The 13,615-nt window shown below is 61.9% G+C and carries 12 protein-coding genes; 7 read left to right on the forward strand and 5 right to left on the reverse strand.

Going from position 1 to position 13,615, the window contains the following annotated elements:
• Positions 1-365 precede the first annotated feature (365 nt).
• The 3 genes from CD175_RS04860 (at position 366) to surE (ending at position 4,402) form a co-directional block, all read left to right on the forward strand.
• Positions 366-1,943, forward strand: coding sequence for a DUF1302 domain-containing protein (locus CD175_RS04860; RefSeq protein WP_104447881.1), 1,578 nt, complete (start codon positions 366-368; stop codon positions 1,941-1,943).
• 23 nt (positions 1,944-1,966) lie between these two features.
• Positions 1,967-3,346, forward strand: coding sequence for a DUF1329 domain-containing protein (locus CD175_RS04865; RefSeq protein WP_104447882.1), 1,380 nt, complete (start codon positions 1,967-1,969; stop codon positions 3,344-3,346).
• Between the two features lie 78 nt (positions 3,347-3,424).
• Complete coding sequence (surE, locus tag CD175_RS04870) at positions 3,425-4,402, forward strand: 5'/3'-nucleotidase SurE (RefSeq protein WP_104447883.1); 978 nt, start codon at positions 3,425-3,427, stop codon at positions 4,400-4,402.
• Between the two features lie 487 nt (positions 4,403-4,889).
• On the opposite strand, the gene CD175_RS04890 is transcribed toward surE, so the two are convergent.
• The 3 genes from CD175_RS04890 to CD175_RS04900 are packed head-to-tail and all read right to left on the reverse strand — an operon-like array spanning position 4,890 to position 7,754.
• Positions 4,890-6,005 carry a 3,4-dihydroxy-2-butanone-4-phosphate synthase gene (locus CD175_RS04890; protein WP_104447884.1) on the reverse strand — a complete coding sequence of 372 codons (1,116 nt, stop codon included), beginning with the start codon at positions 6,003-6,005 and terminating at the stop codon, positions 4,890-4,892.
• Complete coding sequence (locus CD175_RS04895; RefSeq protein ID WP_104447885.1) at positions 6,002-6,928, reverse strand: LipP1 family hormone-sensitive lipase; 927 nt, start codon at positions 6,926-6,928, stop codon at positions 6,002-6,004. Before CD175_RS04895 ends, CD175_RS04890 begins: the two co-directional genes overlap by 4 nt.
• Positions 6,915-7,754, reverse strand: coding sequence for an SDR family NAD(P)-dependent oxidoreductase (locus CD175_RS04900; protein WP_104447886.1), 840 nt, complete (start codon positions 7,752-7,754; stop codon positions 6,915-6,917). Before CD175_RS04900 ends, CD175_RS04895 begins: the two co-directional genes overlap by 14 nt.
• Before the next feature lie 146 nt (positions 7,755-7,900).
• Here CD175_RS04900 and CD175_RS04905 point away from each other — a divergent pair, with 146 nt between their 5' ends.
• The 3 genes from CD175_RS04905 (at position 7,901) to nudE (ending at position 10,847) form a co-directional block, all read left to right on the forward strand.
• On the forward strand, positions 7,901-8,944 hold the full coding sequence (locus tag CD175_RS04905; protein WP_104447887.1) for a 3-ketosteroid-9-alpha-monooxygenase, oxygenase component: 1,044 nt from the start codon (positions 7,901-7,903) through the stop codon (positions 8,942-8,944).
• Positions 8,945-9,080: 136 nt separating this feature from the next.
• Complete coding sequence (locus tag CD175_RS04910; RefSeq protein WP_104447888.1) at positions 9,081-10,211, forward strand: helix-turn-helix transcriptional regulator; 1,131 nt, start codon at positions 9,081-9,083, stop codon at positions 10,209-10,211.
• Positions 10,212-10,298: 87 nt separating this feature from the next.
• Positions 10,299-10,847, forward strand: a complete 549-nt coding sequence (nudE, locus tag CD175_RS04915; RefSeq protein WP_104447889.1) for an ADP compounds hydrolase NudE — start codon at positions 10,299-10,301, stop codon at positions 10,845-10,847.
• A 180-nt stretch (positions 10,848-11,027) separates the two neighbouring features.
• Here nudE and CD175_RS04925 read toward each other — a convergent pair whose 3' ends face one another.
• Positions 11,028-11,945, reverse strand: a complete 918-nt coding sequence (locus tag CD175_RS04925; RefSeq protein WP_104447890.1) for an IS110 family transposase — start codon at positions 11,943-11,945, stop codon at positions 11,028-11,030.
• Between the two features lie 401 nt (positions 11,946-12,346).
• Between CD175_RS04925 and CD175_RS31300 the strand changes: the two genes are divergently transcribed.
• Complete coding sequence (locus tag CD175_RS31300) at positions 12,347-12,514, forward strand: hypothetical protein (RefSeq protein ID WP_007976884.1); 168 nt, start codon at positions 12,347-12,349, stop codon at positions 12,512-12,514.
• Positions 12,515-12,579: 65 nt separating this feature from the next.
• Here CD175_RS31300 and dmpG read toward each other — a convergent pair whose 3' ends face one another.
• Complete coding sequence (gene dmpG, locus CD175_RS04935; RefSeq protein WP_102702278.1) at positions 12,580-13,614, reverse strand: 4-hydroxy-2-oxovalerate aldolase; 1,035 nt, start codon at positions 13,612-13,614, stop codon at positions 12,580-12,582.
• Position 13,615: the final 1 nt, after the last annotated feature.

Genomic DNA, 13,615 nt, shown 5'->3' on the forward strand with positions numbered 1-13,615 from the left:
GATCACCCTTGTTCAGCGCCCATCAGGCAGAAACCGCCACCGCCGGATCTTCGCCCGGTGCAGTCGGTCTCGGGATTGTTCGCCGCACGCGCCGGGTGTTCATCGTCCGATAAGACTAAGGCGAAGACGACTCTCCCTCTGTAGGAGCCGGCTTGCCGGCGATGGCGGTGCATCAATCAACAGAGATGAAACCTGACACCACGCAATCGCCGGCAAGCCGGCTCCTACAGTGCTGTGTCCCGTACAAATCGCTTAGTCCGCTTGGACGATGTTGCGCGCAAGTCGTGACTCCATAGTCGCCCACAGCACCAATCACCCCCCTGAAATGCAGGTCGGGCAGGTCTGACCTGGGCCATGAGGACGACATGATAAAAACAATAATCGCCCCACCAACACAGCACCCTCGCGTACAGCTGGCATTGCTGTTGCTGGCTGGCGGATTAAGCGCTCACGTTAACGCCATGAGCTTTCAGCCGAGCGAAGACTTGAGCATCGACTGGGACACCACACTGACGTACAGCCTCGCCTGGCGGACCGAGTCTCGCGATCACAAACTGACCGCCGATGCCAACGCCAACGACGGCGACAACGCGTTCGACAAAGGCAGCCTGATCAACAACCGCAGCGCCTTTCTCACCGAAGCCAACATCAAGTGGCAAGACAACTACGGCGTGTTCGTCCGGGCGACGGGCTTCTACGACAACGTCTACGATCAGGGCAACGACAACACCACCGGCACCTCGAACTGCTTCGCCGGTGGCCATTGCAGCCAACCCGACCGTTTCTCCCAGGACACCATCGACCAGCATCGCAATGAACTGCGCATGCTCGATTACTACGCCTACGGCACCTGGGACGTGAGCGGCCACGCCCTCAACGCGCGCCTGGGTAACCAGGTCGTCAGCTGGGGTGAGAGTCTGTTCTACCCGGGTATTTCCGCAGCGCAGAGCCCGGTCGACGCAACCAAGGCGACCACCCCGGGCGTCGAGGTCAAGGAAATCCTGCTGCCGGTCGGCCAACTGTTCACCCAGTTCGCCCTGACCGAAAGCCTGGGTGTCCAGGCGTACTACCAATACAAGTGGGAAAAGACCGAGCTGTTCGGCGTGGGTAGCTACTTCTCCACCACCGACTTCATCGATGAGGGCGGCTTCAACGACGCCTCCGGTTTCGTCACCCGCCTCAAGGACGACAAGCCGAGCGACAGCGGCCAGTACGGTCTGGCCTTCACCTACGCCGCCGAGTCGTTGAACAACACCGAGTTCGGCATCTACTACTCGCGCTATCACGACAAGACCCCGTCGCTGGATTTCGCGACCACACTGGGCCGCTACCAGGTGCGCTACTTCGACAACATCGACCTGTTCGGCGCGAGCTTCGCCACCGTGCTGGGCGACGTCAGCTGGGCCGGTGAAGTCAGCTACCGCGACGGCACGCCGGTGATGGTCGACAACGGTTTCTCCAGCCCTGTGCGTGGCAAGACCGTGCAGGCGCAAACGTCGATGATCTACGTGCTCGGCCCGACCTCCTTCGCCGACAACACCACCCTGACCGGCGAGGTGGTCTACAACACCGTGGTCAGCAACGACAAGTCGCAGCCGGTCACCCTGGCGCCGGGCTTCGCGCTGCCGGGAACCGACAGCCTGGTCTATGACCGCGATGCCTGGGGCTACACGGTGCAGGCGAACTTTGACTACAACGACGTGTTCAGCGGATGGGACATGTCGGTGCCTGTCACCTTCAGCGCCGCCGCCCACGGCGACAGTTCGATGGTCGGCTCGATCAATGCCGGCCAGAACGATAACCGCGCCAGCATCGGCAGTTCGTGGCGCTACCTGGGCAACTTCACCGTCGAGGCCCGCTACAACGCATACCTCGGCAACGCCAACAACAGCCCGTTGGCCGACCGCGACAACGTCGCGCTCAACTTCAAGTACCGGTTCTGATTCCCCTGTCGGAGGAGCACAGCATGTCCAGATTCACCCAAACATTATTGAGCACGGCGCTGACCGTCGGCCTGCTCGGCAGTGGCCTGGCCTACGCCAAGGTCAGCCCCGAAGAAGCCGCCCACCTGGGCCAGGACCTGACCCCGATGGGCGCCGAAAAAGCCGGCAACGCCGACGGCAGCATCCCGGCCTGGACCGGCAAATGGCGCGGTCTGCCACCTGGCCTCAAATACGCCGGCCCCGGCACCCCGTATCCGGACCCGTACGCCGCGGAAAAACCGTTGTTCGTGATCGATTCGAAGAACATGGACAAGTACGCCGACAACCTGACCGATGGCCAGAAAGCGCTGCTCAAGCGTTACCCTGATACGTTCAAGATCCCGGTGTACCCGAGCCACCGCGACTTCCGCCTCGATCAGCGCCTGGAAGACCAGATCAAGAAAAACGCCGTCACTGCCGAACTCGACAATGACAACAACGACACGAAAAACGCTTGGGGTGCTTCGCCGTTCCCGATCCCGAAGAACGGCAGCGAGTTGATGTTCAACCATACCTTGCAGGGGCGCGCCAGCACTGAAGAGGCCACCTACGGCCAGGCAGTGGTTTACTCCAACAAGGAAAAGGTGCTGGAAGAGGTCGACTACAAGATCTTCTCGATCTGGTCGAGTCCGGACAAAGCCCTGGATACCGCCAACGGTGTGTTCACCCACTTCATGATCACCACCCTGGAACCGGTACGCAAGAAAGGCGAAATCGTGGTCGGCCACGAGTTCATCAACCCGACCGCCTCCCCGCGCCAGGCCTGGCAGTACAGCCCGGGCCAACGCCGGGTACGTCGCGCACCGACCGTGGGCTACGACTCACCGACCGGTGCCGGTGGTTTTCGCGTGTACGACGAAGACCGTTTGTTCAACGGTGCGCCGGACCGCTACAACTGGACCATCGTCGGCAAGAAAGAGATCTACATCCCGTACCACAACTACAAGATCGACGACCCGAGCGTAACGGTCGACCAGATCCTGGACACCACCGGCCACGTCGATCCGCAGTACATGCGCTACGAGAAACACCGCGTCTGGGTGTTGCAGGCCAACCTCAAGGAAGGCGCCCGCCACGTGTATGCCAAGCGTGTGCTGTACCTCGACGAGGACACCTGGTCGGCCACCATGGCCGACAACTACGACAGCCGTGGCCAGTTGTGGCGCACCAACATGCAGACCTCGATCTACGCCTACGAGATGCAGCGCTACCACGCTCGCCTCGGCATCTACCACGACCTGATCGCCGGCTCCTATCTGGTTGACCGCATGCTGGTCAATCAGAAACCGGCCAAGCTCAACGCCACCGCCTTCACCGAAGACGAATTCACCCCTGGCAACCTGCGCAAACTCGGCACCCGCTAAACTCACCGCGCCCCGACCGATTTCTTCGGTCGGGGCGTTGTGCTTTGTAAAATCCGCGCCTCCCACGGAACAGTCCCCATGAACAAACTCCTCACCGGCGTCATCGCCATGGCCAGCGTTGGCCTGTCGATGCAAGCCAATGCCCTGAACATCCTGTTGACCAACGACGATGGCTGCCGCGCACCCGGCATCGATGCGATGTACCGCGCCCTGACCGCTGCCGGGCATAAAGTCACCCTGGTCGGCCCGTTGAACGACAGCAGCGGTATCAGTGCCGCCAGCGTGGTCGTACCCGGCCAGGCCCTGGCGGTGACCGAACTGGCGCCGGGTCGGTATTGCGTCGGACCACCGGAGGGCTATACACCGCCCGCCGGCAAGACTTCCGCTATTGGCACGCCGGTGGATGCGGTCAACGTCGGCCTCGACGTGATCCTCAAGGATTCGCCGCCGGACCTGGTGGTCTCGGGCAGCAACTTTGGCGAAAACGTCGGCCCGCTGACGCAGATGTCCGGCACCCTCAACGCGGCTGTGCGGGCGATGTTCAAAGGGGTTCCGGCGGTGGCGGTGTCCACGGCCATCGACATGGACCTGATCATCCGCGACCAGCAGGCCGGGGTCCGCAAGACCCTCGGTGCGATGGACGACACGGCGCGCTTTGCCGTGAAGGTGATAGAACAGGCGAGCCTGGCCGGTACAGAAGCCAGACAGGCCTGTGCCAGGAGCAAACATCCGTGTGATTTGAACGTGCTGGGCCTGCCGGGTGTCAGCGGCCTGAACCTCAACTACCCGCCGCTGAAACCCGATGAGGTCAAGGGCGTGAGCTTTGCCCCGATCGGTAACTGGGACCGGGTGAACTTCACCTCACAGCGCGGCGCCGACGGCGTGGTCCACGTCAACCTGGCCGCCCCGTCGTCACCGACCGAAGCCCAGCAAAAGGCCGATGCGTACCAACTGTGGCAAGGCCACGCGGTGATCACCGTGATCGACGGCAACATGACGGCACCGGAGGCGGTGCAGGATCAGGCGAAGAAGATGTTGCAGGCAATCAAACCTTAACCGCAGGCCGGCACATTCAGCATTGATGTTGGCTGACAGGCCGCCTTCGCTGGCAAGCCAGCTCCCACAGGCGATTGCAGCCAGACGCAAATCCCGGGAGCGCCCAATAACCTTGTGGGAGCTGGCTTGCCAGCGATGAGGCCGGCCCATTCAACATTGATGTTGCCTGACAGGCCGCCTTCGCTGGCAAGCCAGCTCCTACAGGCGATTGCAGACAGACGCAAATCCCGGGAGCGCCCAATAACCTTGTGGGAGCTGGCTTGCCAGCGATGAGGTCGGCACATTCAACATTGATGTTGCCTGACAGGCCGCCTTCGCTGGCAAGCCAGCTCCTACAGGCGATTGCAGACAGACGCAAATCCCGGGAGCGCCCAATAACCTTGTGGGAGCTGGCTTGCCAGCGATGAGGTCGGCACATTCAACATTGATGTTGCCTGACAGGCCGCCATCGCTGGCAAGCCAGCTCCTACAGGGGTATATGGATGCTTCAGAGGGTGGGTTGAAACGGCACGAACTCGGTCACTTCCAGATCGAAACCGGACACGGCCTTGTAGGGCACCGGCGAGCTCATCAGGCGCATTTTGCGCACGTTCTGGTCGCGCAGGATCTGTGCGCCGATGCCCAGGGTCCGTTGCGGAAACTGCGGTGTGCGCGGCTTGCCGCCGCTGCGCTGGCGCAGTTGTTCAAGCACGCCGTCGGCGGTTTCCTTCTGTGCCAGCAACACCAGTACGCCGTCACCGGCGGCGGCGATGCTCGCCAGCGAGCGTTCGAGCGTCCACTGCTGTGTCCCGCCTTCGCTTTCACAGCCCAGAACGTCGCGCAACGTCTCGATGCTTTGCACCCGCACCAGCACCGGTTGTGTGCTGTCGATCCGGCCCTTGACCAGTGCCAGGTGCAACGCGCCCTGGTAGGTGTCCTGATAGGTCGTCACCTGGAACTCGCCGTGGCGAGTCTGTAACGGATACTCACCACCGCGCTCGATCGTGCCCTCATGCAGGATGCGATAGTGAATCAGGTCAGCGATGGTGCCGATCCGCAAGCCATGACGCTGGGCGAATTCATGCAACTCGGCGCCACGGGCCAGTTCGCCGTCCTCGTTGAGAATGCCCACCAGGGTCGCCGCCGGTTGCCGCCCCGCCAGCCGTGTCAGGTCGCAAGCGGCCTCGACATGTCCGGCCCGCTGCATCACGCCACCGGGCAAGGCCTGCACCGGGAAGATATGCCCCGGTTGCACCAGGTCCGCCGGTACGCTGGCCGGGTCGACCGCCACCTGGATCGACCGCGCCCGGTCTGCCGCCGAGATGCCGGTGGACACCCCGGTGGCGGCTTCGATCGAGCGGGTAAACCCCACGCCATGTTGCGCCCGGGAGTTGGGCACCATCAGGTCCAGGCCCAGCGCGCGGCAGCGCTGCTCGGTCAAGGCCAGGCAAATCAACCCGCGTGCCTGCACCGCCATGAAGGTGACGGCCTCGGCCCCTGCCTGTTCGGCGGCCATCAGCAGTGAGCCTTCACCGTTGTGTTCATCGTCGGTGATCACCACCATCTGACCGGCACCAATGGCCTCGATCAGTTGCGGCACCGTGTTGAAAACCAGGCCGCTCATTTGAGTGCCCCGCGCAAATCGGCACAAGCTTCCGTCAATGCTTGTGCTGCTGCTTCAACAAACGGCGCCATGCTGATAAAACCGTGGATCATGCCCTCGTAACGCTGCACGCGCACCGCCACACCGGCTTCGCGCAGGCACTCGGCCAACGCTTCGCCCTCGTCCCGCAGGGGATCGAATCCGGCGCTGAACAATGTGGTCGGCGGCAAGCCTGCCAGGCTTTCGGCTCGTAATGGCGAGGCCAACGGATCATCCGCTTGTCCATCCTCTTGCAGGTATTGCTGCCAGAACCAGCGCATCGCCTTGGCGGAAAGCAGATAACTTTCGGCGAATTCCTCGAAGGACTGACTGTCGCATCCCGCATCGGTGACCGGGTAGAACAGGCACTGATAGCTGATCTTCGGTCCCTTGCCTTGCGCCGCCAGTTGGCTGACCGCCAGCGCCAGATTGCCACCCGCACTGTCGCCGGCCACGGCCAACCGGCTGCCATCGACGCGCAGTTCAGCCGCCTGCTCAACCAGCCAGCAGGTGGCCGCATAGCAGTCGAGGGGCGCCGCCGGGAACGGGTGTTCCGGGGCCAATCGATAAGCCACGGACACCACCACCGCCTCGGTCTGGCGCGCCAGCGAACGGCAAAGATTATCGTGGGTATCGAGATTGCCCATGACAAATCCGCCGCCATGGAAAAACACCAGCAACGGCAGGTCGGACGCTTGCGATGGCCGGTACAGCCGTGCATCCAGATCACCGTCCGCGCCGGCCACTTTAAGATCGCGCACCTCGCTCATCGGATCGCCGGGGATGGCCGGCAACAGGTTATCGGAGAACTGCCGGTACTGAGCGGCATCGACCTGGCTGAAATCGGGTTCCGGGAGGTCGCGAAATTGCTGGAGAACCCCGGCGATCTGCTTATCGAGCGGCATGGGCATCGTCCTCTACGTCGGTCATTTGAAATTGCGGATTGGTCTCGCCCAGGATGCTTTGTACCCGGCGCTCAAGGGCCGGTTTGAAGCCCTTGTGGGGCAGGATCCAGAAGCGTTTTTGCGCGACGGCGGCGAACACTTGCGCGGCCAGTTCCGCCGGGGTCATGCCCTGGCGAATGGTGCTGTCGAGCAGTTGACTGAAGTCGGATCCGGCGCTGTCCACCACCTGGTTCGACGCCATGATTTCACTCGCCACCGGCCCCGGGCACAGCACCGAAACCGACACCGGCGCTCCGAGCATGGCGAGTTCGTAATGCAGGGTTTCCGAGAGCGCGACCACCGCCTGCTTGGTCACGTTGTACGGTGCCATCAACGGACTGCTGACCAGCCCGGCAAGGGACGCGGTGTTGATCACATGGGCTGCCCGGCCCTGGCTGAGCAACAGCGGCACGAAACTGCGAATGCCGTTGATCACGCCGCCCAGGTTGACGTCGAGCATGCGCTGCCATTGCGCCTCGGTGATTTCCCAGCTGAAGCCGGTCTGCATGACGCCGGCGTTGTTGAACAGCAGGTCGACCCCGCCAAAGTGCTCGACAGCCCGGTCACGCAAGCGCTCGACCTGCTGCACCTCACCGACATCGGTGACGCAGGCAATCGCTTGCGCACCACCGGCCTTCAATTCGTCGCACAGGGCTTGCAGGCCCGCCGCATCCCGATCCGCCAGCACCAGGCGCATGCCCAGTGTCACCGCATGCTCGGCCAGACCTCGGCCAATACCACTGGCGGCCCCGGTAATCACCGCGACCGGCCCTTGTTCATTACTCATCGCCAACTCCTGCCATGGGTCCAATGGCGCCAGTAGAGCGGGCCTACTTAAAGCAGCCATCGTCCATTCAGACGATGCCCGCTTTTACAGGGGCGGCAGAATCCCTTACATGCGCCAACCCCGTGATCCCTTGGGAGAATAATAAGATGAGTACCCTGCACCGCATCGAAGCCAAACTGCTGGAAGACCGTTACGCCCGTGGCTGGCATTGCCTGGGCCTGGCCGCGCAATACCGCGACGGCAAGGCCCATCGCCTGGAGGTGTTCGGCACCCGCTTGGTGGCGTTCCAGGGTGAAGACGGCGAACTGCATATTCTTGATGGCTACTGCCCGCACATGGGTGCCGACCTGAGCACCGGTTGCGTTGAGGGCAACTCGATCCGTTGCCCGTTCCACGCATGGCGCTGGGGCGCCGATGGCGTGTGCGACGACATCCCCTACGCCAAGCGCATTCCGCCACGGGCCAGGATCAAAAGCTGGCCGATCATGGAAGAGAACCAGCTGCTGTTCGTCTGGAATGACCCCGAAGGCAACGCGCCGCTGCCGGAACAACGCATTCCGCGCATCGACGCCTGCTACAGCGACGAATGGGCCGAGTGGGAAGTCGCCGAATTGCAGATTGGCACCAACTGCCGCGAACTGATCGACAACATCGCCGACATGGCGCACTTCGGCACCGTGCACGGTGCGCCAGTCGATGAGTTCATCAATATTTTCGAAGGCCACCTGGCCACCCAGATCATGCGCGCCCGCAGCGAACGCCTGTCCGGCGACAGCGTGTTGACCACCGAAGCCACCTACTTCGGCCCGGCCTATCAGATCACTGAAATGAACGGCGCCATGAACGGCCAGCCAATCCATTCGATCCTGCTCAACTGCCACGTGCCGATCGATCTGGACAGTTTCACCCTGCGCTACGGCGTGCTGGTGAAAAAAATCCCGGGACTCAGCGAAGAGCAGAACCAGGAAATGGCCAAGGCCTATGTGGCACAGGCCCAGGCAGCCTTCTACGAAGACGTGGCCATCTGGCACAGCAAGACCCGCGTCGACAACCCGCTGCTGTGTGACGGCGACGGTCCGGTCTATCAGTTGCGCCGTTGGTACGAGCAGTTCTACACCGACGTCGAGGCGCTGTCGGCGGACGTTGCCGAACACAAGAAGTTTGTCGTGCGCGCCAGCGAACGGGTCTGACGCCAGCGGCTTTTCGCCCGCCCCGGGCCTGACCGGCTGCCGCCTGTCAGGCCCTGAGCCCGAGCGTTGCAAGGAGTCGATGCCGGCGCTTATTCTCGGCCACCGCCAACGCTAATAATAAAAACGGTTTTTCCCTATGCAGCAGAGCCTCAGCCTCGATACGTTCAGTGATTTGATCGGCAACCTCTATCAGGGTCCGCTGGAAAACATTCCCTGGGCGACGTTCCTCAATCAGCTCAATGTGCATCTGAACAGCAAGTACGTGACCTTCATCCTGCGTCCGCCCAGCGCCCACGTGGACGGTTTGATGGTCAACACCACCGGCACTTCGACCGAGGCGACCGCGTCGTACAACAAACACTTTTTCAGCCTCGACCCCTTTGTCGACCTGCCCAACCGCCAGGTCGTGACCCTCGCCGAGTTCGTCTCCAACGACGACTGGCAGCATTCCGAGTTCTACAAGAACTTCCTTGAGCCGGTGGACGTGTTCCACATCCTCGGTGCCGACATCAACACCGTCGACGGCGCCCAGTGCCGCATTCGCATCAGCCGCGGACGTGACGACAAGCCTTTCGGCAACGAAGAAAAGGCCATGCTCACGCATTTCATTCCGCACCTGGAGCGGTCGATCAAGATCCACATGCAGCTCAACCGCATCGAAGCCGAGCGCAACCTGTACGCCGGCGCGGTGAACCAGATGGCGGTCGGCACGATCATCCTCGACGAGTCCGGCAAGGTGCTGCAGACCAACCAGGTGGCCGACCGGCTGATCCAGGAAAAGGACGGCATCAAACTGGTCAACGATGGCCTGCAGGTGGGCACGGCCCGGGACACCCAGGAGTTCCGCCGCCTGGTCAAGCAGTCGCTGCTGTCGCAAAAGAGCAGCAACCCGTCGGTGGTCGAAGCCCTGCGCGTGCAGCGGCCGTCCGGGAAAGCGGACCTGGGGATCATCGTGCGTTCGGTGCCTTTGACCGACTGGAGCGAAGGCAAGCAGTGCCCGACCGTGGTGATTTTCATCAGCGACCCGGAACAACAGTCCACCGCACCGCAGGAAATCGTGCGCGCGCTGTTCGACTTCACCCCGGCGGAAACCCAGCTGGCGATGCTGCTGGCCAACGGTCTGACCCTGGACGAAGCCTCGGAAGAGCTGGGCATCAGCCGCAACACCTCGCGGGCACACCTGCGCTCGACCTTCTCCAAGACCGGCGTGACCCGCCAGACCATGCTGGTGCGCCTGATCCTGCGCAGCGTGGCGACCCTCGGCTGACCCTCATTGCCGCCCTCGTCCGCTCGGACGATGGCGGCCCCCGTTGTACAGCGCACAGTGTCCTCATCCCAAACAGGGGACTGCCCCATGCGCAACTGCCCAACCATCCTCAAGACTGAACTGCTGGCGCAAAGCGGCCACTTTCAAATCGAAGCCCTGCACCTGCAATTCAGCAACGGCCAGCAGCGGGTCTACGAACGCCTGCGCGGCACCGGATATCGCTCGGTTATGCTGGTGGCGATGCCTGATCCAGAGCATGTGCTGCTGGTGCGCGAATACGCGGTCGGTGTGGAAAAAACCATACTCGGCCTGCCCAAGGGTGGCGCCGAGCCCGATGAAGACTACCTGCAGGCAGCGCAGCGCGAGCTGAGCGAAGAAGTCGGCCTGCGCGCCGCACGCCTCACCGAACTGGGCGAGCTGACCCTGGCACCGGGGCATTTGTGCCATCGCTACCGGGTCGTACTGGCCGAACAACTGAGCCCCTGCCAACTCGAAGGCGACGAACCCGAACCCCTTGAATGCCTGCGAGTCCCCCTGGCACAGATCCCTGAACTGGTGGCCCGCGGCGAACTGCACGAAGCGCGGGCAATCGCCGCACTGTTCATGGCCATGGGCGCCCTCGCCCGAAGAACCTGACACGACACAGAACCTGTGGGAGCGAGCCTGCTCGCGAAGGGGTCGGCACCTTCAACATCCATTTCGCCTGACACACCACTTTCGCGAGCAGGCTCGCTCCCACGGAGGGTCACGGCCTGACGCAAATCCCGGGAACACCCAATAACCTTGTGGGAGCAACTGTCTTCCCCCTGCCACTCGTCACCGCCACTCGGTGCCGTCCCGCAACATGGCATTCAGCCTGATCAGTAGGATCCGCATGCAGGCGATGAGCGCGACTTTCGCGCTCTTGCCTCGCTCCCGAAGAGCGTCATAACGTGCCTTGAAGTCTGGCTGATGACGGATCACGACCCAGCAAGACATGTAAAGCGCACGTCTGACGCGGGCTCTGCCTCCGTAGATTTGACGTTTTCCGCTGTGATTGCCGCTGTCGTCGTTGTACGGCGCAATTCCCGCCAAGGCCGCCACTTCACGACGATCAAGCGCTCCCAATTCGGGCAGATAAACCAGCAAGCTGGCTGTGGCCACCGTACCGATGCCTTTAACGGAAATGAGTCGCTCGGCTTTTTCGGCATCCAGCTCATGCATGCTCTGATGGATGGTTTTATCGAGCTGCTTGATCTGCACTTGCAGGTAGTGAACAAGACCTTTGATCGCCACGGTAACAGCGGGTAGTTGAACTTGCTGAAGCCGGCGCTTGTTGTCGTCTCGTTGCTGAACAAACTGCTCGCGCAACTGGATCAGCTCGCGCAGCGCTTCACGTTCCGGCGAAATGATCTTGTCGCGGGATGCATGCAGCACTTCAGCGAAGTCCGCCAGCACGGCCGCGTCGATGGGGTCGGTCTTGGCATTCTTGCCCATGGCCACGGCGAAGGCTCTGGCCCGGCGGGGATTGATTCTAAGCACTTTGAAGTTGGCGCCCTGCAGTGCCGCCATGACCTTGCATTCGTACCCACCGGTGGCCTCCAGCAGAACCCGGTCAACCTCGTACTGGCTCAGGCGCTCAATCAGCTCAACAAAGCCTTCTGACGTATTGGGAAGGTCAAAACCTTCACCTTGAGGTTGAACCCATACAACCAGGTTTGATTTGGAGATATCGATGCCGACCCAGGAAATCATGGCAAAACCCTCTTACACTCAGGAGTGAGAGTGCTCTGGCTTTGCCCACGCTTGTGATTCGAGTGGCGCTCGTCCAACTGTTCGGGCTTATGGGCCAGAGTGGAAAGGTGGATGGCAGCTTGGCTCCCACACGTGCTTTTAGCACCGCGGACTCACAGCTTGCCATTCACCTCTCTCACCCCAGAGTTTATCCCTAGATCTAGACACAAGCGGGCTTGCCCGCGAAGAGGCCGGCACAGCCAACATCCATGGTGCCTGACACGCCGCCATCGCGAGCAAGCTCGCTCCCACAAGGTGACGGGGCAGCTTCAAATTGATCGGCTAGTCCATTCGGACGAAGTCACCCTCGCGCTACCGCCCTAACCTGTCTCTACAACAATAAAACCGTGTCGAGACTCATCATGCGCAAATCCACTTGTGCTCTATTCATCATCGTCTGTGCAGGCGCGTCCACCAGCCTGTGCCAACTGTTCAAAAACGAAGCCTATCGACCGACCACGGCGTATTTCAGCTGTGCGAGCACGGCGATCAATTGCTATCCACCGCTGGTGCGTAATCTGTTGCCTTGAGCGCAACATTTCACCGGCCATAAAAAACCACCGAATCATCGGTGGTTTTTTCGTAGCTTCAAGGATCAGGTTGGCAATACCCCACGGGCCCGCGACAAGGTCAACGCCAGGTCTTCGATCATATCTTCCTGACCACCCACCGTCCCGCGTCGGCCCAGTTCCACCAGCAGCTCACGAGCAGCAATCCCATACTTCTGCTCGGCACGCTTGGCGAACAGCAGGAACGAACTGTAGACCCCAGCGTAACCCAGGGTCAGCGCATCGCGGTCCAGGCGGATCGGCTGGTCCATCATCGGCACCACCAGGTCTTCGGCAACGTCCATGATCTTGTACAGGTCGACGCCACTGTTGACGCCCATGCGCTCCAGCACCGCGACGAACACTTCCAGCGGCGTGTTGCCCGCCCCCGCGCCAAGGCCCGCTACAGACCCATCGATCCGCGCAGCACCGGCCTCGATGGCGGCCAGGGAGTTGGCGATGGCCATGCCCATGTTGTGGTGGCCGTGGAAACCGACTTCGGTCCCGGCGTTCAGGCCGGCGCGCAGGGCACCGATCTTTTGCGTCACTTCATCGGGCAGCATGTAGCCGGCCGAGTCGGTGCAGTAGATGCAATTGGCGCCGTAGCTTTCCATCAGCCGCGCCTGCTCCAGCAGCTTCTCCGGACTGACCATGTGCGCCATCATCAGGAAGCCGACGGTGTCCAGGCCCATTTTTGCCGACATGCCGATGTGCTGGCCGGACACGTCCGCTTCGGTGCAATGGGTCGCCACGCGAATGGTCGAGACCCCATGCTCATGGGCCATTTTCAGGTGGTCGAGGGTGCCGATCCCCGGCAACAACAGGGCCGAAACCTTGGCCTGTTTCATCTGCGGGATCACCGCAGCGAAGTACTCTTCGTCGCTGTGGGCCGGGAAGCCGTAGTTCAGCGACGCACCGCCCAGGCCATCGCCGTGGGTGATTTCGATCAGCGGCACACCGGCCGCATCAAGGCCGGTGGCCACCGAGACCATTTGTTCAATGCTGATTTGATGCTGTTTGGCGTGCATGCCGTCGCGCAGGCTCATGTCATGCAGACGGACGCTCTTACCTTGCAAATTCATG

Origin of the sequence: Pseudomonas laurylsulfatiphila, assembly GCF_002934665.1 — a bacterium.
GTDB lineage: Bacteria > Pseudomonadota > Gammaproteobacteria > Pseudomonadales > Pseudomonadaceae > Aquipseudomonas > Aquipseudomonas laurylsulfatiphila.

Bases quoted from the DNA above. Each gene is read 5' to 3' on its own strand.
- surE (WP_104447883.1), top strand. From the start codon at position 3,425: ATGAACAAACTCCTCACCGGCGTCATCGCCATGGCCAGCGTTGGCCTG.
- CD175_RS04905 (WP_104447887.1), top strand. From the start codon at position 7,901: ATGAGTACCCTGCACCGCATCGAAGCCAAACTGCTGGAAGACCGTTAC.
- CD175_RS04900 (WP_104447886.1), bottom strand. From the start codon at position 7,754: ATGAGTAATGAACAAGGGCCGGTCGCGGTGATTACCGGGGCCGCCAGT.
- CD175_RS04895 (WP_104447885.1), bottom strand. From the start codon at position 6,928: ATGCCGCTCGATAAGCAGATCGCCGGGGTTCTCCAGCAATTTCGCGAC.
- nudE (WP_104447889.1), top strand. From the start codon at position 10,299: ATGCGCAACTGCCCAACCATCCTCAAGACTGAACTGCTGGCGCAAAGC.
- dmpG (WP_102702278.1), bottom strand. From the start codon at position 13,614: ATGAATTTGCAAGGTAAGAGCGTCCGTCTGCATGACATGAGCCTGCGC.
- CD175_RS04860 (WP_104447881.1), top strand. From the start codon at position 366: ATGATAAAAACAATAATCGCCCCACCAACACAGCACCCTCGCGTACAG.
- CD175_RS31300 (WP_007976884.1), top strand. From the start codon at position 12,347: ATGCGCAAATCCACTTGTGCTCTATTCATCATCGTCTGTGCAGGCGCG.
- CD175_RS04865 (WP_104447882.1), top strand. From the start codon at position 1,967: ATGTCCAGATTCACCCAAACATTATTGAGCACGGCGCTGACCGTCGGC.
- CD175_RS04890 (WP_104447884.1), bottom strand. From the start codon at position 6,005: ATGAGCGGCCTGGTTTTCAACACGGTGCCGCAACTGATCGAGGCCATT.
- CD175_RS04925 (WP_104447890.1), bottom strand. From the start codon at position 11,945: ATGATTTCCTGGGTCGGCATCGATATCTCCAAATCAAACCTGGTTGTA.
- CD175_RS04910 (WP_104447888.1), top strand. From the start codon at position 9,081: ATGCAGCAGAGCCTCAGCCTCGATACGTTCAGTGATTTGATCGGCAAC.